The organism is Niveispirillum sp. BGYR6, from assembly GCF_027568365.1.
In the GTDB taxonomy this organism is placed as follows: Bacteria; Pseudomonadota; Alphaproteobacteria; order Azospirillales; family Azospirillaceae; genus Niveispirillum.
In genome coordinates, this window is sequence record NZ_JANLNL010000002.1 from 325,741 (window position 1) to 342,894 (window position 17,154).

Here is a 17,154-nt window from a genome sequence, read left to right on the forward strand (position 1 = left end):
GGGCTTATCGTGAAAAGATATTGTTTGGCAGCATTCCTGCTGGTCTGCTTCCTGTCGGCACCGCAAATCCAGGCTGCCGAAAGACCGGTGACCGTAACGGGTACCGATGGGGCCACCTTGGCAGGCACCTTGCTTTTGCCGGATGGCAGCGCTCCGGCACAGGGCTGGCCCGCCATTCTGCTGGTCCAGGGCAGTGGTCCCACGGATCGCAATGGCAACAGCGCCATGCTTCCGGACAAACCCATCGATCTGTTGAAACAACTGGCTGAAGCCCTGGCAGGGAAAGGCATCGCCAGCCTGCGGCTGGACAAACGGGGTATGCAGGCCAATGCTGCCCAGATGCCGCATGACCCGGCAGCCATGGCGCAGTTTTTCCGCTGGGGTGCTTTTGTCGGTGACCTTGCCGCCGCCTATGATGCTTTGGGCCGGGAAGCCGGTATCAATGGCGCACAGCGCGGCGTCATGGGCCATAGCGAGGGTGGGGCGCTGGTGCTTGCCGCCATTGACGAGGGACGGATATCACCCGCCGCCATCGTGCTGTTGGGGACCGCCTCACGCCCGCTGGGGGACGTGATTGCCGATCAATTACGGGCGCAAATGGCGCGGGCCAATGTGCCGGAGCCACCGCGCAAGGCTATTCTGGAAGCAGACGGGGCCATCCGCCGTGAAATCGTCAAGTCTGGTCAGGTGCCAGCCCAGGTACCCCCCGGCCTGCGGGGACTGTACCCGGCCTATATCGGCCCCTTCATGCAGGGGGCTCTCTCCTTGGACCCGCTCCGCGCACTCGCCAAGGTCAAAGCGCCGGTGCTGGTAGTCAACGGGGGCGATGATATCCAGATTTCGGCGGAAAAGGATGCTGGCCCCTTCCAAAAAGCATTGGCCAGCCGACAGGATGGCAGCAGCGTCGCCATCCGCCCCGGACTGAGCCATAATCTGAAGGAAAATCAGAATGGCGGGTTCACCGGCCCGGTCGAGCCAGCGACACTGACACTGATCACCGGCTGGGTCTCGCAACGGCTGGCACAGAAATGAAGCGCCCCCGCGCCGGCATCACGGTGCCGTGACGAAAACCGGCTCCACCTCCACCGGGAAATTCACCGAGCGGGCGATGAAGCATTTCTCATGCGCCGTATGGTGCAGGTCGCGGGCCTTTTCCCCATCGGCTTCTTTTGCCAATGTCACCGTGGGGCGCAGCAACACACGGGTGAACTGCCCCTCCCCGCCCGGATGTTCCACCATCCAGCCTTCCGCTGCATCCTGATAATCCGTGACCACGATTCCAGCCCCGGCACAAAGCCCCAGATACCAGAGCTTGTGACAGGCTGACAGCGAGGCCAGCAGCAGCTCCTCCGGGTTCCAGCGCGCCGGATCGCCCCGGAAGCTGGGATCGGACGAGCCGGCGATGGCGGGCTTGTCGCCGGCATTGATCAGATGATCGCGCGAATAGGCACGATAGGCGCTGGTGCCCGTCCCCTGATTGCCGGTCCAGGTGACGTTAACCGCGTAATGGTGCTGTTTGTCGCTGGCGCTCATCTTTCACGCTTCCTCATGCACCGGGTAAGGTCAGGCGGGCCGATAATCCCCCCAATGCCGTATCCTCGTCCAGTTCCAGCGAGCCGCCATAGAGCCGGGCCAGATCATCGACAATGGCCAGCCCCAGCCCGCTGCCCGGCACCGCCTCATCCAGGCGGGTGCCACGGGCCAGCACGGCGGCCCGTCTGTCGGCCGGAATGCCCGGACCGTCATCGGCCACGATGATGCAAAGCTGGCCAGGGCCTGCCGGGGCAGCGGAAAGCCGGATTCGGCCTGAACACCATTTGGCGGCATTATCCAGCAGATTGCCGGCCATTTCCTGCAAATCCTGCCCCTCCCCCCGGAACAGCAGCCCATCGGGCACCTGCAGATCAAGGACAATATCCCGATCCGGATGCAGGCGCGGGATGGTGCGGGCCAGCCCGGCCAGGGCCTGGGCCACCGCCGTGCGCAGTCCCGCCCCCCGCGCCATGGCCGCGGCCCGCGCGCGGGACAGATGATGGTCGATCTGGCGGCGCATCCGCTCCGTCTCCGCCGCAATCAGCCGGGCGCCCTCGGCATCGGCCATGCCATGGGCGCTGTTGGCGATCACCGCCAGCGGAGTTTTCAGGGCATGGGCCAGATTGCCCGCCTGGGTGCGGGCGCGTTCCACCATATCGGTATTGTCGGCCAGCACCTGGTTCAGATCATCGACCAGCGGCTGCACCTCGGACGGGAAGGCCCCCTCTACCCGCGTCGACCGTCCGGCCCGCAGGTCGGCCAGGGCTGCGCGCAACCGGTCCAGCGGTACCAGCCCCAGCCGCACCTGCACCAGGGCCGCCGCCAGCAGGCCCAGCGCCAGCACACCCAGCGAGAGGGCCAGCACGCGGGCGAAATTGCCCGTTGCCGCCTCCACGGCGGCGGCATTGGCGGCCACGGCGATATAAAGCGGTTGGTCACCATCCGGCAGGCTGACCCGCCGCTCCCAGATCAACGCCGTGCCCCCCTCCGGCGCAGCGGCGCGGCGCAGATGCAGGGCCCCGTCCGCCGGCACCGCGCCGCCTTCCGGCAGCGTCTGATCCCAAAGGGAGCGGGAGCGTAAGCGCACCTCCCCCGCCTCCGAGACCTGCCAGTAAAGGCCCGAAAGCGGCCGTTCAAAACGCGGATCACTCAGTTCCCGGGCCAGCACCAGTTGCCGCCCCTCGCCCTGCCCCTGAAAGGAAAGTGCTGCGGTCAACTGGTCCAGATGCTGTTCCATGGCGCGGGTCAAATCCGCCTCCACATGGCGGCGGAACAGGTCGGTCAGGGCGACACCCGCCACCAGCAGCGCCAGCAGCACCCAGATCACGGCCAGCGCCAGCAGGCGCCGCCCCAGGGAACCGACGCGCCCCATCAGGGCGCTGCCAACCGATAGCCGAGACCGCGTTCGGTATGGATCACATCCACCCCCAACTTGCGCCGCAGCCGGCCGATAAAGACCTCAATCGTGTTGCTGTCGCGGTCAAAATCCTGGGCGTAGACATGTTCGGTCAGCTCCGTGCGGGAGATGACGCGGCCCTGGTGATGCATCAGGTAGGAAAGCACGCGCAACTCATGCGCTGTCAGCGTCACCGGCTGGCCCGCCACCGTCACCCGGCCGGCGCGGGTATCCAGCGCCACCGGCCCACAGGTGATTTCCGCTGCCGCCTGCCCGCCGGCCCGGCGGATCAGGGCGCGCACACGGGCCAGCAGTTCCTCCATGCGGAAGGGCTTGGCCAGATAATCATCGGCCCCGGCATCCATGCCCTCCACCTTTTCCTGCCAGGTGCCGCGCGCCGTCAGGATCAACACGGGCATGGAGCGTCCCGCCGCCCGCCAGCCCCGCAGCACCGACAGCCCGTCGCGCTTGGGCAGGCCCAGATCCAGCACCACCGCGTCATAGGGTTCGGTCTCCCCCATAAAGGCCGCTTCCTCCCCATCAGGGGCAGTGTCAACGGCATAGGGGGCGGCTTCCAATGCGGCGCGCAACTGCTCCCGCAGTTGCGGGTCATCCTCTACCACCAGCAGGCGCATCAATCCTTCTCCGCCGCGTGCCCGTGCTTCGGCTCTGTCAGCCCGGCCCCCTTGGCCTTCAGCAGGGCGCCGGTACGCGCATCGTAGCGCAGTTTGATCAGCCGGCCATCGGGGGACAGCAATTCAATATCATAGACGATGGCATCATCCTTTTCCTCCAGCTCCACTTCCAGCAGGCGGCCGGGAAAGGCCGCCTCCGCCCGCGCCACGATATCGCGCAGCGGCAGCACCTCCCCCCGCTGCAAGGCGGTGCGGGCGCGGTCATGGTCGGGCCGGCCATCACCGGCCGCCATGGGCACCAGCGGTACGGCCAGAAGGGTGACGGCCAGCAAGGCCAGGGGGAGCAACAGGTTTCGCATGTGAACCAATATGACGGCGCCAAGCTGAACGGCCGATGAACAGACCATTCAGCATCGGTTCAGGGCGGATGCGTCAGAAAGCGTCTTATCGCATCAACCCCAATTGCAAGGATAGACGAAGATGACGACCCGGAACCTGAAGATCGCCGCCCTGACGCTCGCCACCAGTCTGGTGGTTCTGCCGCTGGGTGGCGTCGCCCTGGCCCAGAACGCCGCCCCCGCCACCCCGGCCGCGACACCCGCCCTCCCGCAGGGTCAGCCGATGGGCATGACGCAGATCATCGATCATCTGTCTGCCAAGGGTTACAGCGAAATCCGCGAGGTGGAACGCAAGAGCGACAAGCTGTTCGAGGTGAAGGCCCGCGACAGCCAGGGTGCCCGCCGCGAGTTGCTGGTGGATGCCCGCAGCGGCGAAATCCTGAAAGATGAGCGCGACTGACCACCTGGTGAACAGACGCATTTGCGCAGGCTTGCCCCCATCCCGCATCGGGATGGGGGCTTGACTTGAATCAAGGCGGCCAAATCGTTTCCGGTGCCAACTTTCCCCCAGTAAGTGACGAATTTTGAGGGATTGGCCCGTGAACCGCATCTATCGCCTGCCGGTAGCCACAAAGGTGGCCGCCATGAATGCTTTCGGCCTGCTGCTGCTCTGTGCCCTGATCCTGGGCTTTGCCGTGCAGCAAATGGGCGCCGCTATGGAACGCAACGTCCTTGCCACCCAGAAGCAGTCCATGCAACTGGCCTGGAACGCGGTGAAGGCCGAAGGCACCCCCAGCCTGAAGGATGGCAAGCTGTTCGCCGGTGACACAGCGTTGGAAGGCAATCAGCCCCTGATCCAATCCATCGCCAGCGTCACCGGCGGTCGCGTCACCCTGTTCAAGGGCGATAAAAGGGTGGCCACCAATGTCATCGGTGCCGATGGCAAGCCGGCCGTCGGCACCACGCTGAGCAGTGACGAAGCCCACCAAGCGGTGCTGGGCCAAGGCCAGCCCTATCGTGGTGAAGTGGAAATTCTGGGGGAGCGCTATTACGCCGCCTATGATCCGTTGAAGGATGCCAGCGGTAAGACCATCGGCATCCTTTATGTCGGCCTGCGCAAGGCCGACCTGTTTGCGGAATTCAACCGGGCCCTGAAATGGATCGTGCTGGGTGGCGGGCTGATCGCGCTGGCCATCATCGTGGGTGGCCATGCCGTCACCGCCCGCCTGCTGCGGCCGCTGCGCTCGTTGCGGGAAACCATGGATGCCATGCGCACCGGTGACCTGTCACGCAGCGTGGACGGCACGGAACGGCTGGATGATGTGGGCGCCATGGCCCGCGCCGTCGCCGTGTTCCGCGACGGGTTGGCGGAAACCGAGGCGCTGCGCGCCGCACAGGAGGAAGAGCGTCAGGCCGCCGAAGGCCGCCGCGTCGAAGCCCTGGCCGCCATGGCCGACACGGTGGAACGCGAAACCGGCAGTGCCGTGGACCGCGTTTCCGAACGCACCCACATGATGGAGGCTGAGGCCGACCAAATGGCCGCCGCCGCCCGCCGCGTCGGCGCCAATGCCGAGGGGGTGGCCGCCGCCGCCGCCCAGGCCCTGTCCAACGCCCAGACGGTGGCCAGCGCCACCAACCAGCTGACCGCCTCCATCCAGGAAATCGGCAATCAGGTCGCCCATTCCAGCGACGCCACTGCCCGCAGCGTACAGGCTGGCAGCGAAGCCGTTACCGCCATCGACGCCTTGGCCGGTGCCGTGTCGCAGATCGGCGATGTGGCGCAGATGATCGCCGACATCGCCGCCCAGACCAACCTGCTGGCCCTGAATGCCACCATTGAAGCCGCCCGCGCCGGGGAGGCCGGCAAGGGTTTCGCCGTGGTGGCGGGTGAAGTGAAGAATCTGGCGGGCCAGACGGCGCGGGCGACGGAGGATATCAACCGCCGCATCGGTGACATCCAGCAGGTACGCGACCGGGCGCTGGCCGCCGTGCATGATATCGGCGCCCGTGTGGGCGAGTTGAACGAGGTATCGGCCGGCATCGCCGCTGCCGTGGAACAGCAATCGGCCGCCACCGCCGAAATCGCCCGCAATGTGGAACAGACCGCCCAGGCCGCGCGGGAAGTATCCTCCCGTATTGCCGAGGTGTCACAGGAGGCTGCCGCCACCGACAATGCTGCCGGCACGGTGCGCACCGCCTCGCACGGGTTGGCCGAGGCGGTGACGGCGCTGCGCGGCACCCTGGTGCGGGTGGTTCGCCAGTCGGCCGAGGAGGCAGAAAAGCGCCCGGCCCGCCGTTTCGTGCTGGACCGCGACGCCACAGCCGAAACCAAGGCCGGGCAGAAGCGGGTGCGGGTGCAGAATATCTCCGAAGCCGGGGTGACGCTGGCCGGTCTGGATGCCAATACGGCGCGCGGGGTTCTGGTGCTGGATGGCCTGCGCCTGCCCTTCCACGGGTTGAAGGCCACCGACCGCCATTTGCACGCCGCCTTTGAACTGGACGAGGCGACGGCCAAGGCCTTCCTGGCCCGGCTGCCGCAACTGGTGGATGGCTGTCAGGAGCTGGCCGCGTAAAACCGATGGCGGGAAGGCCCGAACGGGCCTTCCCTCACCATTCCGGCTGCCAGGTGATCCCGGCCACCAGTCGCTTGCCGCAGGGGCCGGGAGCTTCTTCCCGGTCCAGACCCGGCGTGTCGGAGAAGGTGAGCGACAGCGACACCGTGTTGATGCTGTAGGAGAGGCCCACGGCCCATTCATTATAATCCGGGCCCGCGCGGTCTTCGCGCTGGTTCCATTGCCGCCCGACATGGCCGAACAGGGCGAAATTATCGTCCAGCTGCCACTGGGTTTCGACGGCCAGATACAGCGCGTCCCCGGCATGGCCGGAATTATCCGGCGTGGCGATGGCAATCAGGCCGATCTGACCATGCTCCGTCACAGGCTGGTGCAGCACGGCGGAGAATTCCCACAGATTGGCATCGCTGTCAGACGGCGCACCGGGATAGCCGATCCAGGTCGCCGCCAGCTCAAGATTGCCATCAGCGATCTGCCAATCCTTAGCCAGGTAGAAATCCACCTCCGACCAGTTGTTACCCTCCCCCTCACCGATGGTGGAAGCCCAGGTGCCCAGCGTGAACCCCTCACCCAGCGCGCGGGCCAAGCCCAGTTGCAGTGCCGGCTTGCCACCGGAATTGCTGAGGCCGCGATCAACATAATCGGTAACGATGGCGGCATCTGCCGTCCAGTCCTGCGCCTGGGCGGCGGGCCAGGAAGACAGCAATGCCAATCCGCAGATGCCGGCCAGCCGGCCCCGAACCTTCATCATCCCACCACCACCGCCTTTTTTGATCCACTGAGGATAAAAAGGGCGTCTGGCGGAAGCCATCTGAATGAAGGTGCAAAAGCAGTAGATTGCGCTGATGAAGAGGCGAATGTTTATTCTTTATGCGCTGAAATTGAGAGACGTTATTATTAAAGATACCATCACTCTTGTTCGATATTAAGAATAATTCTCTATTTCACTGGTTCGGGCAAATTTTCTCTTGGGGTCTGTCGGGAATGTTATGCACGATTTGATTTTATGTATCACCGTCACCCCGGCGCAGGCCGGGGTGACGGTGAGGATAAAGTAAGGCGTTGATAATAAAAAAACCTTCCAGACACCCCTCAGGGTGTCGGGGTCTGGGGCGCAGTCGTCTTTTCGGACGGGGGCATGATCATCAGGATCTTGCCCTGCAGGGGCTCCAGCGGTTGATAGCCCAGCGAGATGGCGACGATGTAGCCGGGGATGATCAGTGCCCCGATCACCACCCCGACCAGACCGGCCAGCCGCACCCAGCCCCGCCCGCCGCGTACCGAGGTCGGGGGGATTTTCTCCAGCTCCGCCATGGCCAGTGCCATGCTGGCCGGCTGCACCTTCTGGGCGGGATAGATCAGGACGCGGGATTTAGCGGGCTTCATCGGTATCAACTTCTAATCGGGGGATGGAGGCAGCCTTAGGAGCACTCCAGTCATAGTGGCAAGGGTCTGGATTGCCCTGTTTATCAAAGTACCGGGGCGGTGGCGGCTCGTCATCTTCAATGACAGTGACCATCATCGGCGATCCCACAAGTCTTTCCACCAGTTCCTGTCTCTGGGTCACGGCAGGCAGCCCAAGAAAGAGAATGGGAACCGCTGAAGCATCAAAGGCTGGCCCGGAAAGCCTGACACCAGCCAGCTTTACCCGCCCAAAATATCTAGCGGGACTTATGGGTGCGTTTTTTCGCACGGGGTGGAATGACTTCTTCAAGGACGAAAACTCCCGGACAATATATAGCCAAGGATGTATCCCCTATGTCAAACGCTGCAAACATGAACGGCACGCCCACGGCTTGTTCCACCCTCTCCTGCTCATACGTCACGACAGACAGCCAGAGCGAGATGACAAGAAGGCCCCCCATACAGGTTGCCAGCCCGGAAAGCCCGGCACGGACCACCTTTCCCGACCAACCTAACATGGGCACCCCCGGTTTCTGCCGCCCGGCTATGATACCACCATCCGCTCCAATGTCTCCAGCCGATCTGCCTCTGCCGCCGGTTTGTCCCAGCGGATGCGGCTGATACGGGGAAAGCGCATGGCGATGCCACTTTTGTGCCGGGCGGAGGGGTGAACGCTGTCAAACGCCACCTCGAACACCAGCCCCGGCGACACCTCCCGCACCGGGCCGAAGCGGTTGCGGGTATGGTTGCGCACCCAGCGGTCGATCTGGGCCAATTCCTCATCCGTGAAGCCGAAATAGGCTTTGCCGACCGGCACCAGCTCGCCCCCTGCCCCCGGCTCTCCCCGCCAGGCACCAAACGTGTAATCGCTGTAGAAACTGGAGCGTTTGCCGTGGCCGCGCTGGGCATACATCAGCACGCAGTCGGCCACCAGCGGCCCGCGCTTCCATTTGAACCAGGGGCCTTTGGGGCGACCGGCGACATAGGTGCTGTCGCGCCGTTTCAGCATCACCCCTTCGATGGCACCATCTTCCACCGCGCTGTCGCGGGCATTCAGGCGCAGGGCCGCCAGTTCTTCCCAACTGCTGAAATTCAGCAGGGGGGACAGGTCCATGCCGGTGGGGTTGCTGCGTGCGAACCAGCCTTCCAGTCGGGCGCGGCGTTCATCGAAGGGAAGGCCGCGCAGGTCTTCATCGCCGTCGAACAGGATATCGTAAAGCCGCACCCAGGCCGGATAGTCCTTCAGCAGCTTCGCCGTCACCTGCTTGCGGTTCAGGCGTTGCTGCAAATCGTTGAACGGGGCGATGCGGCCATCGCGGGCCACCAGCAATTCCCCATCCAGCACGGCGGTAAAGCCCATCTGCGCCGCCACATCGGGGAAGGCGGCGGCGATCTGGTCGCCGGTGCGGCTGTAAATCCGCGCGTCGCCCGGCTGGCCGCGCGCCACCAGCTGCACGCGGATGCCATCCCATTTCCATTCAGCGCGGAAGTCCGTGGCGGACAGGCCGTCCAAATCCCCCTCCTCCAGCGGATGGGACAGCATCATCGGGCGAAAACCGCCGGTGCCGGCCACATCCGGCCTGGGGCCGCTGCCCGACAGCCAGGCGAACAGCGGCTGATAGGGCGGGGTCAGCCCGTGCCAGATTTCCTCAATCGTATCCACATCCACGGCCACGCCGCGCGCCGTGCCGTAATCGGCCAGGGCCGTCTTGGCCAGCCGGGCCGACACGCCAATGCGCATCCCGCCGGTGATCAGTTTCAGCAGCGCCCAGCGCCCGGTGGCGTCCAGCCCATCCAGCCAACCTTCGATCAGGCCCGGCACCGCCGCCCGCTTGGCCCCGGCCAGGGCCGCGACAATCTCCGACAGGGCCGGTGAAGGCTGGTTACTGCCGGGCCGCTGCGGCCAGATCAGGGCCACGGTTTCGGCCAGATCGCCAACAAAATCATAGGAGAGTGCGAACAGGGTGGCATCGGTCCGCGCTGCCACCAGTTCGCGCACCAGGGCCGGCTTGGCGGCAGCAAAGGACAGGCCGCCGGTCAGCGCCGCCAAGCCATATCCGCGGTCCGGGTCCGGCGTCTGGGCAAAATAATCCACCAGCAGCCGCAGCTTGCCATTGCGGGACGGCTGATAGGCCAAGGCATCGATCAGGGCAGCGAACCGTTCCATGGTTCACGTCTCCTCATCGCCGAAACCGACCAGATGCAGGGGGCGGGCATTGAAACCGTTCAGATTGGCCCAATGCACCAGCGCCTCCTCCGCGCCATGGGTCACCCAAACCTCTGGGGCGGCCACATCCTGCAGGGTCTGGCACAGCTCATCCCAATCGGCATGGTCGGAGATGACCAGCGGCATTTCCACCCCATGTTGGCGGGCCCGTGCGCGGACCCGCATCCAGCCCGATGCATAAGCAATCAACGGGTCCGGCAGACGGCGGGCCCATTTATCCATCAGGGCCGATGGCGGGGCCAGCACGATGGCGCCCCGCATCTCCTCCTTCCCCGTCGCCGTGGCCGGGCGCAGATCGCCCAGACCGACGCCATGGCGCTGATACAGCTCACAAAGCGGCAGATGGGCACCATGGAGATAGATTGGCTTGTCATAGCCCGCCTCCCGCAGATGGGCGATCAGCCGCTGACACTTGCCCAGCGCGTAGCAACCCACCACCAGCGAGCGTTCGGGGAACACCTGCCCGGCATGGAGCAGCCGGGCAATCTCCGCCGCTGCCGGCGGGTGGCGGAAGACCGGCAGGCCGAAGGTGGCCTCCGTGATGAAGGCATCACAAGCCACCGGTTCAAACGGGGCACAGGTGGGATCATGCCGACGCTTATAGTCACCGGAGACCACCACCCGGCTACCCTGATATTCCAGCAGCACCTGGGCACTGCCCAGCACATGGCCCGCCGGCACCAGGGTGACGGTGACATCATGGATGCGCAACGGCTGGTGATAGGCAAGCGCTTGCAGGCTACCGCCCGCCCCCGCCCCCAACCTTGCCCGCATGATATCCAACGTCGGCAGGGTCGCCAGCACATGGGCATGGCCGGGCCGTGCATGGTCGGAATGGCCATGGGTGATGACAGCGCGGTTGACGGCACGGATGGGATCAACATGGAACCCGCCCGGCTCCACCCACAGGCCCCCGCCCTGTTCCGGCGGGCAGGGACGCACCCAGCTGTCGGGCGGTGGCGGGGCAGTTTGTATCAGCATGTCTTTGATATAGGCCGGATCATGAATGGGAACAGAGGTGGTGCCGCCCCTACTCCACCCCGAACAGGCCCAGTTGCCAGCGCAGCTGTTCCTCTGTCATCGGGTAATCTACCCCGTTGCGGGCGTTCAACAATTTGGTGGGCGGCAGGCCGGATTTCAGTTGCAGCAGGCGGGCACAGCGCATGGAAAGCCCGGCCCGCCAGGCCAGCGCCGTGATGGCGCGCGCGCTTTGCGTATCGATGATCCGCTGCACCAGATCGGGCGGCAGATCGGCCCGCAGCGCCAGGGCGGCGCGCACGAAACCCTTGTCGCCCCAGGACAGCGCATCCCACACCACCTCTTCCGACAAACGGCCTTCCGCCTTCAGGCGCAGGGCCTTGGCCTCGGCCGGTTCCCGTTTCACATAATCGCGCGCCCATTCCAGCCGGCGCTGAGTGACGGCGACGATTTCCTGTCGGTCCTCCTGGTCAAAACCATGCACCACCAGTTCGCCGCGCACGCTGTCATCAATGATGCGGGAAAGCCGGCCCAGCAGGCCGGGCGGCAGCAGCGGCTTTACGATGGTGGCCGGATTCTGGGTTACTGCCAGCCGGCCTTCCACCAGCCCATCCATCCCCTGGTCCGACAGGCTGGCCCCCGGATTGGCCAGCAGCGTGGCCGTGGCCACCCGGTCGCCCTGGGCCGCCACCGCATCGGCCACCGGGGGGGACAGTTTCTCACGCCGGGCAATCGCCTCCAGCACCCAGGGGATCGGCTGGGCGGCAACAATGGCGATCAGTTCCTGATCCGGCAGGTTGATGCAGGATCGCAGGATGGGTTCCGCCACCTCCCGCGCCACATCGCGCGCCAGGGTAGCGATCAGGGCCGGCGGGGCGACGGCGACATCGCGCAGGGCACCGGCCACGGCGGCGCGCACCCGCACCACCTGATCGGCCGCCAGCATGGTCAGCGCGTGCAGGGCAACATCGCGCAGGGCCGCACTTTCCGCCGCCGACAGGTGTGGCAGGGCGCGGGCCAGCCGGCGGGCCAGCATGACGCGCACATCCACATCCCGGTCACGCGCCAGCCGGGGGGCCACGTGCAGCGGCGTGGATTCATGCATAGCCACGGCCCGGCGCACCGCCGGGTCGTCATCATCCGCCATATAGAACAGCAGTTCCGGCGCCAGATCGGGCCGCGCCGCCAGATCGGCGCGCACCTGCGGATCGGGGCTGATGGCCAGCCGCTTGGCCTCCTCATAAGCCACCATGGCGCCGGGGCGGGCGGGCCTGTCCGGTTTGTCGGTCATATGATGTGGGAGTGGTGGAAGAAATGCCTGAGGGGCGGGACCATGAAGCCACGATTACCCAGCCGGAACCAAGTTGCAATCGGAATAACGGGCCGGCATCACACGGGCTTGTCGCAAAACCAGCCGCAAAATCGAAATAAAATCCTGGCACGATCAATGGTGGAATTGGCTGGGGGGCAAACCATGAAAAACCTTCTGATCGGCTTGGTCATGATCGCAGCCGGCACAGTACCGGCTGCGGCCGATAGCACTATTCGCCTGCGTGCCGATAACTGGTGCCCCTATAATTGCACACCGGGAAATGAGAAGCCGGGCTATATGGTGGAAATCGCCCAGACGGTCTTCGGCAAGGAGAAGCTGGATTACCAGTTGATGCCGTGGAGCCGGGCGGTGGAAGCCGCCCGCGAAGGCCAGTTGGAAGCGGTGGCCGGTGCCAGCGAAGAGGAAGCCAAGGGCTTCATTTTCGGCAAAGAACCGATGGGCATGTCGGTCAATGTCATCATCACCCGGCGTGGCAGCAATTTCCGCTACCAGGGACAGGAAAGCCTGACCGCCCTGAAGCTGGCCGCCGTGCAGGATTACTCCTATGGCGAGGAGGTGGATGCCTATATCGCCGCCAACCGCGACAAGGTGGAGCTGCTCTCCGGCGATGATGTGACGGTGCAGAATCTGCGCAAGCTGCTGGCCAAGCGCGTGGATGCGGTGATTGAAGACATGAATGTGGCCGAATATTCCCTGGCTGCCCAGGGCATGGATGGTCTGGTGGAAATCCAGCCGATCGACCATGCCACCCCGCTCTATATCGCCTTTGCCCCTGGCAACCCGGCGGCAACGGAACAGGCGCGCAAGCTGGACGAGGGGGTGCGCAGCCTGCGCCGCAGCGGCGCCTTGAGCAAACTGCTGGCCCGGTACGGGCTGGGCGACTGGGCCCCGCTGATGGCGGCCGCCCCCCAGCCCTGACGCCCGCCGGAGACCCTGCCTCCCCCGCCGGGGCAAGGCAGGGTCCAGGCCCAGGGGGCTTGCGGGCAAGGGGGGCGACCCGTTAGGTATCGCCAGCCCGTTACGCCGCAGAGCAGCAGAAGCCGATGACCGAAGGCCCCCTTTCCGTCTACCGCGCCCGCCGGGGCACCGGCACCCTGAAGGCCGATCCCGCCCAGGAACTGGCGGCGGAGAAGCTGCAAAGCCTGTGGCACGCGCTGAAGGATTACCGGCCCGCCAGCGGCCAGACCGGCTGGCGCGCCCGGTTCGGCCTGACCCGCCGGCCCGATCCCGCACCCCAGGGCCTGTTCATCTATGGCGATGTCGGGCGCGGCAAATCCATGCTGATGGATTTGTTCTATGAAACCGTGCCGGTGGAACAGAAGGTGCGGGTGCATTTCCATGCCTTCATGCTGGAAGTGCATGAACGGCTGCACGCCATTCGCCGGGAAGGCTCTGTGGCCCGCAAGGGTGGGGATGAGGTGGTGGAACTGTCCAAACAGATCGCCGCCAAGGGCTGGCTGCTCTGCTTTGATGAATTCCACGTCACCGACGTGACCAATGCCATGATCCTGGGCCGGCTGTTCACCGCCCTGTTCGATCATGGCATCGTGATGGTGGCCACCAGCAACTGGGCCCCCGATGATCTGTACAAGGACGGACTGAACCGTTCGCTTTTCCTGCCCTTCATCGCCCTGTTGAAGGAAAAGCTGGATGTGCTGCATCTGGCGTCGGAGCGGGATTACCGGCTGGCCCGGCTGATGGGGGCCAAGGTCTATCATTACCCGCTGGGCCCCGCCACCAGTGCCGCCATGCAGCGCACCTTCGATGATCTGACCGACGGGCAGGCCCCGGAACCGGTGGAACTGACGGTGCAGGGCCGCAAGGTGGCGGTGCCGCGCGCGGCGCGCGGGGTGGCCTGGTTCAGCTTTGATGATCTCTGCGCCAAGCCGCTGGGGGCGGGCGATTATCTGGCCATCGCCACACATTTCCATACGGTGCTGATCGATTATGTGCCCAAGCTGTCAGACGCGCAGCGCAATGAAGCCAAGCGCTTCATGACCCTGATCGATGCGCTGTATGAGCATAAGGTGAATGCCGTCATCGCCGCCGAGGTGGCGCCGGAACGCATCTATGCCGAGGGCACCCATGCGTTCGAATTCCAGCGCACCGTCAGCCGCATGATGGAAATGCAGGCGCGGGATTATCTGGAACGCACGCATTTGACCTGACACCAGGGGGCGGCAGTGACCGAGGTGAAAAAACGTTCCCTGATGATCGCCGGCCACCCCACCAGCGTGACGCTGGAAGAACCCTTCTGGGATGTGCTGAAGGAACTGGCAGCGGCGGAGAACATCGCCGTCAATGCGCTGGTGGAGCGCATTGACGCATCGCGCACCGGCAACCTGTCCAGCGCCATCCGCGTCTATGTGCTGGAAGCCTGTCGACGCCCGTCTGGTGTCGCGCGCGTTTAACCGGAAACGCGCACGACACCAGACACTTGCTCAGCGAGCGGATTCACGCTCCAAAGCGATTCCGCTTTTCCGCGATCCGCTCTATTTCTTGAAAAACGCCTGGGCGGCGGCGACAGAGGCCTGTTTACTCTGGATCATGTCGCGGGCGCGGGTGATTTCCGACTCCAGCGCTAGGATGTAATCCTGCAGGTCGCTGATCGACAGGCCGTTCAAATCCACCGGCTTTTTCGGGATTTTCGTGGGCAACAGCTCATCCAGATCAAAACCCATGGCCCTTTCCCCTTCCCTGCCCGTTTGCTGCGACATGACGCACAGCACGCGTGCTTATTCTGCGCTATGCCACAGCAACAGCGCAACCGCCCGGTAGGAGAGAGATGATGCCGACAGCCCAGACCATGCGCGTGGTGGAAATCCAGCAGCCCGGCGGCCCCGAGGTGCTGGTCATCGCCCAACGCCCGGTGCCGACCCCGGCGGCGGGGGAGGTGCTGATCCATGTCCAGGCGGCGGGGGTGAACCGGCCGGATGTGATCCAGCGCCAGGGCCATTATCCGCCCCCGCCCGGTGCCAGCGATATTCCAGGCTTGGAAGTGGCCGGCACCATCGCCGCCCTGGGTGAAGGGGTGGAGAACTGGCAGGTCGGCGACAAGGTTTGCGCCCTGCTGGCCGGCGGTGGCTATGCCGACTATGCCACCGCCCCCGCTGTGCAATGCCTGCCCATCCCCGATGGGTTGAACCTGGAGGAGGCCGCCGCCCTGCCGGAAACCATTTTCACCGTCTGGTCGAACGTGTTTGAGCGGGGCGGGCTGCAGCCGGGTGAAAGCTTGCTGGTGCATGGCGGTACATCCGGCATCGGCAGCATCGCCATCCAGCTGGCCAAGGCGCTGGGCAGTACCGTCTATGCCACCGCCGGCGGTCCGGAGAAGGCGCGGGCCTGCGAAACCCTGGGTGCTGATCGCGGCATCGATTACCGGGGGGAGGATTTCGTCGCCGTCATCAAGGAGCTGACGGGCAAGCGCGGCGTGGATGTGGTGCTGGATATGGTGGGTGGTGATTACCTGCCCCGCAATATCGAATGCCTGGCGCCGGATGGCCGCCATGTCACCATCGCCTTTCTGCGCGGGCCGAAGGCGGAAATCAATCTGGCCCCGGTGATGCTGAAGCGGCTGACCCTGACTGGCTCCACCCTGCGTGCCCGGCCGGTGGCGCAGAAAGCCGCCCTGGCGGCGGCGGTGCAGCGCCATGTCTGGCCGCTGGTAGCGGCGGGCCGGGTGCGCCCGGTCATCCATGCCCGCTTCCCGCTGGAACAGGCCGCCAGTGCCCATCGGCTGATGGAAGCATCCAGCCATATCGGGAAAATAGTGCTGATCCCCTGACCGGGGGCTAAAAATCCCGTGGCTTGTCGGGCGGCGTGACGCTATAGGTGATTTGCACGCTGTCTTGTCCGTCCGGTTGGCTGCGCGGGGCCCCTCCCGCGCACGACGGGCGGCTTTTGCGTTTGCGCAGGTTTTTAAGAGTGCCGGGGCACCCCCGGCGTCGCGTTTTAGGAGGAAGCATGGCACTGCCCCTGATGCCGAAGGCCACCGCCATCTGGTTGGTCGAGAACACCGGTCTCAGCTTCGAGCAGATCGCAGAATTCTGCGGTATGCATGAGCTGGAGGTGCAGGCCATCGCCGATGGCGAGGTGGCGGTTGGCATGGTCGGCCGCGACCCGGTGGCCGGCGGTGAGTTGACGGCGGAAGAAATCGCCCGCGCGGAAAAGAACCAGGATCTGAAGCTGCGGATGCGCCATCAGGATCTGCCGCAGCCGGTGGCCCGTTCCAAGGGTCCGCGCTATACGCCGGTGACCAAGCGCGGCGACAAGCCGGATGCGGTGGCCCATCTGCTGAAGGCCCATCCGGAACTGTCGGATGCCCAGCTCTGCAAGCTGATCGGCACCACCAAGCCGACCATTGCCGCCGTGCGTGACAAGACGCACTGGAACGCCGCCAACATCAAGGCACGCAACCCGGTGCTGCTGGGTCTGTGCACCCAGCGCGAACTGGATGCAGCCCTGGAACGGGCCCGCCGTGGCCGTCCGGAGCTGAGCCAGGCCGACGTGCATGTGCCGGATTATGAAAGCGGCGATGAGGATGACGCCGGCCCGATCCGGGATTGATCGCGGCGGCACTGTCTGAAAGCGTGAAAACGGCGTTCGGGGGCAACCCGGACGCCGTTTTCTTTTACCTACCTCTTCCGCCTGACAGGCGGATCAAGCCTTTGGTGGGGGCGACAAAACCCCCTGCCCTTCCCATCTATGCCTGGCATTGGCAGTTCCGCCGCGATCATG

At 65.0% G+C, this 17,154-nt stretch carries 19 protein-coding genes; 8 read left to right on the forward strand and 11 right to left on the reverse strand.

The window, feature by feature from the left end; all coding sequences use genetic code 11:
* Positions 1 to 24: 24 nt before the first annotated feature.
* Positions 25 to 1,032, forward strand: coding sequence for an alpha/beta fold hydrolase (locus PCJ49_RS05390; protein ID WP_269910058.1), 1,008 nt, complete (start codon positions 25 to 27; stop codon positions 1,030 to 1,032).
* An 18-nt stretch (positions 1,033 to 1,050) separates the two neighbouring features.
* Here the strand turns inward: PCJ49_RS05390 and PCJ49_RS05395 are convergent, their stop codons facing one another.
* The 4 genes from PCJ49_RS05395 to PCJ49_RS05410 are packed head-to-tail and all read right to left on the reverse strand — an operon-like array spanning position 1,051 to position 3,923.
* Positions 1,051 to 1,533 (reverse strand): OsmC family protein, encoded by a 483-nt coding sequence (locus PCJ49_RS05395; protein ID WP_269910059.1) that lies wholly within the window; start codon positions 1,531 to 1,533, stop codon positions 1,051 to 1,053.
* 13 nt (positions 1,534 to 1,546) lie between these two features.
* Positions 1,547 to 2,905 carry a sensor histidine kinase gene (locus PCJ49_RS05400; protein WP_269910060.1) on the reverse strand — a complete coding sequence of 453 codons (1,359 nt, stop codon included), beginning with the start codon at positions 2,903 to 2,905 and terminating at the stop codon, positions 1,547 to 1,549.
* On the reverse strand, positions 2,905 to 3,564 hold the full coding sequence (locus tag PCJ49_RS05405; protein ID WP_269910061.1) for a response regulator transcription factor: 660 nt from the start codon (positions 3,562 to 3,564) through the stop codon (positions 2,905 to 2,907). The genes PCJ49_RS05400 and PCJ49_RS05405 overlap by 1 nt, the downstream gene beginning before the upstream one ends.
* Positions 3,564 to 3,923, reverse strand: coding sequence for a PepSY domain-containing protein (locus PCJ49_RS05410; RefSeq protein ID WP_269910062.1), 360 nt, complete (start codon positions 3,921 to 3,923; stop codon positions 3,564 to 3,566). The genes PCJ49_RS05405 and PCJ49_RS05410 overlap by 1 nt, the downstream gene beginning before the upstream one ends.
* 121 nt (positions 3,924 to 4,044) lie before the next feature.
* Here PCJ49_RS05410 and PCJ49_RS05415 point away from each other — a divergent pair, with 121 nt between their 5' ends.
* Entirely contained in the window at positions 4,045 to 4,362 is a 318-nt protein-coding gene (locus PCJ49_RS05415) for a PepSY domain-containing protein (protein WP_269910063.1), read from the forward strand.
* A gap of 139 nt (positions 4,363 to 4,501) precedes the next feature.
* Entirely contained in the window at positions 4,502 to 6,475 is a 1,974-nt protein-coding gene (locus PCJ49_RS05420; protein WP_269910064.1) for a cache domain-containing protein, read from the forward strand.
* A gap of 34 nt (positions 6,476 to 6,509) precedes the next feature.
* Here PCJ49_RS05420 and PCJ49_RS05425 read toward each other — a convergent pair whose 3' ends face one another.
* From PCJ49_RS05425 to PCJ49_RS05450, 6 genes are all read right to left on the reverse strand, one after another.
* Positions 6,510 to 7,226 carry a TorF family putative porin gene (locus tag PCJ49_RS05425; protein WP_269910065.1) on the reverse strand — a complete coding sequence of 239 codons (717 nt, stop codon included), beginning with the start codon at positions 7,224 to 7,226 and terminating at the stop codon, positions 6,510 to 6,512.
* A gap of 341 nt (positions 7,227 to 7,567) precedes the next feature.
* A complete protein-coding gene (locus PCJ49_RS05430; protein ID WP_269910066.1) occupies positions 7,568 to 7,861 on the reverse strand; it encodes a hypothetical protein in 294 nt (97 codons plus the stop codon).
* The gene (locus PCJ49_RS05435; protein WP_269910067.1) at positions 7,848 to 8,189 is read right to left on the reverse strand and encodes a hypothetical protein; all 342 of its coding nucleotides are present in this window, start codon (positions 8,187 to 8,189) and stop codon (positions 7,848 to 7,850) included. Before PCJ49_RS05435 ends, PCJ49_RS05430 begins: the two co-directional genes overlap by 14 nt.
* 234 nt (positions 8,190 to 8,423) lie before the next feature.
* Positions 8,424 to 10,046 carry a cisplatin damage response ATP-dependent DNA ligase gene (locus PCJ49_RS05440; RefSeq protein ID WP_269910068.1) on the reverse strand — a complete coding sequence of 541 codons (1,623 nt, stop codon included), beginning with the start codon at positions 10,044 to 10,046 and terminating at the stop codon, positions 8,424 to 8,426.
* Between the two features lie 3 nt (positions 10,047 to 10,049).
* Positions 10,050 to 11,087 carry a ligase-associated DNA damage response exonuclease gene (locus PCJ49_RS05445; protein ID WP_269910069.1) on the reverse strand — a complete coding sequence of 346 codons (1,038 nt, stop codon included), beginning with the start codon at positions 11,085 to 11,087 and terminating at the stop codon, positions 10,050 to 10,052.
* A gap of 49 nt (positions 11,088 to 11,136) precedes the next feature.
* On the reverse strand, positions 11,137 to 12,375 hold the full coding sequence (locus PCJ49_RS05450; protein WP_269910070.1) for a DUF2336 domain-containing protein: 1,239 nt from the start codon (positions 12,373 to 12,375) through the stop codon (positions 11,137 to 11,139).
* Between the two features lie 183 nt (positions 12,376 to 12,558).
* Here PCJ49_RS05450 and PCJ49_RS05455 point away from each other — a divergent pair, with 183 nt between their 5' ends.
* The 3 genes from PCJ49_RS05455 (at position 12,559) to PCJ49_RS05465 (ending at position 14,828) form a co-directional block, all read left to right on the forward strand.
* A complete protein-coding gene (locus PCJ49_RS05455) occupies positions 12,559 to 13,335 on the forward strand; it encodes a transporter substrate-binding domain-containing protein (protein ID WP_269910071.1) in 777 nt (258 codons plus the stop codon).
* 125 nt (positions 13,336 to 13,460) lie between these two features.
* A complete protein-coding gene (zapE, locus tag PCJ49_RS05460) occupies positions 13,461 to 14,585 on the forward strand; it encodes a cell division protein ZapE (RefSeq protein ID WP_269910072.1) in 1,125 nt (374 codons plus the stop codon).
* 24 nt (positions 14,586 to 14,609) lie between these two features.
* On the forward strand, positions 14,610 to 14,828 hold the full coding sequence (locus PCJ49_RS05465) for a ribbon-helix-helix domain-containing protein (RefSeq protein ID WP_269910073.1): 219 nt from the start codon (positions 14,610 to 14,612) through the stop codon (positions 14,826 to 14,828).
* An 81-nt stretch (positions 14,829 to 14,909) separates the two neighbouring features.
* Here PCJ49_RS05465 and PCJ49_RS05470 read toward each other — a convergent pair whose 3' ends face one another.
* On the reverse strand, positions 14,910 to 15,098 hold the full coding sequence (locus PCJ49_RS05470) for a DUF1192 domain-containing protein (RefSeq protein WP_269910074.1): 189 nt from the start codon (positions 15,096 to 15,098) through the stop codon (positions 14,910 to 14,912).
* 107 nt (positions 15,099 to 15,205) lie between these two features.
* Here PCJ49_RS05470 and PCJ49_RS05475 point away from each other — a divergent pair, with 107 nt between their 5' ends.
* Entirely contained in the window at positions 15,206 to 16,201 is a 996-nt protein-coding gene (locus PCJ49_RS05475; protein ID WP_269910500.1) for an NAD(P)H-quinone oxidoreductase, read from the forward strand.
* A gap of 179 nt (positions 16,202 to 16,380) precedes the next feature.
* Complete coding sequence (locus tag PCJ49_RS05480; protein WP_089286637.1) at positions 16,381 to 16,983, forward strand: DUF1013 domain-containing protein; 603 nt, start codon at positions 16,381 to 16,383, stop codon at positions 16,981 to 16,983.
* Positions 16,984 to 17,154: the final 171 nt, after the last annotated feature.

Coding starts and splice junctions, on each gene's coding strand:
- PCJ49_RS05440 (WP_269910068.1), bottom strand. CDS start 10,046: ATGGAACGGTTCGCTGCCCTGATCGATGCCTTGGCCTATCAGCCGTCC.
- PCJ49_RS05470 (WP_269910074.1), bottom strand. CDS start 15,098: ATGGGTTTTGATCTGGATGAGCTGTTGCCCACGAAAATCCCGAAAAAG.
- PCJ49_RS05395 (WP_269910059.1), bottom strand. CDS start 1,533: ATGAGCGCCAGCGACAAACAGCACCATTACGCGGTTAACGTCACCTGG.
- PCJ49_RS05475 (WP_269910500.1), top strand. CDS start 15,206: ATGCCGACAGCCCAGACCATGCGCGTGGTGGAAATCCAGCAGCCCGGC.
- PCJ49_RS05480 (WP_089286637.1), top strand. CDS start 16,381: ATGGCACTGCCCCTGATGCCGAAGGCCACCGCCATCTGGTTGGTCGAG.
- PCJ49_RS05405 (WP_269910061.1), bottom strand. CDS start 3,564: ATGCGCCTGCTGGTGGTAGAGGATGACCCGCAACTGCGGGAGCAGTTG.
- PCJ49_RS05450 (WP_269910070.1), bottom strand. CDS start 12,375: ATGACCGACAAACCGGACAGGCCCGCCCGCCCCGGCGCCATGGTGGCT.
- PCJ49_RS05455 (WP_269910071.1), top strand. CDS start 12,559: ATGAAAAACCTTCTGATCGGCTTGGTCATGATCGCAGCCGGCACAGTA.
- PCJ49_RS05415 (WP_269910063.1), top strand. CDS start 4,045: ATGACGACCCGGAACCTGAAGATCGCCGCCCTGACGCTCGCCACCAGT.
- PCJ49_RS05445 (WP_269910069.1), bottom strand. CDS start 11,087: ATGCTGATACAAACTGCCCCGCCACCGCCCGACAGCTGGGTGCGTCCC.
- PCJ49_RS05410 (WP_269910062.1), bottom strand. CDS start 3,923: ATGCGAAACCTGTTGCTCCCCCTGGCCTTGCTGGCCGTCACCCTTCTG.
- PCJ49_RS05400 (WP_269910060.1), bottom strand. CDS start 2,905: ATGGGGCGCGTCGGTTCCCTGGGGCGGCGCCTGCTGGCGCTGGCCGTG.
- PCJ49_RS05430 (WP_269910066.1), bottom strand. CDS start 7,861: ATGAAGCCCGCTAAATCCCGCGTCCTGATCTATCCCGCCCAGAAGGTG.
- PCJ49_RS05425 (WP_269910065.1), bottom strand. CDS start 7,226: ATGATGAAGGTTCGGGGCCGGCTGGCCGGCATCTGCGGATTGGCATTG.
- zapE (WP_269910072.1), top strand. CDS start 13,461: ATGACCGAAGGCCCCCTTTCCGTCTACCGCGCCCGCCGGGGCACCGGC.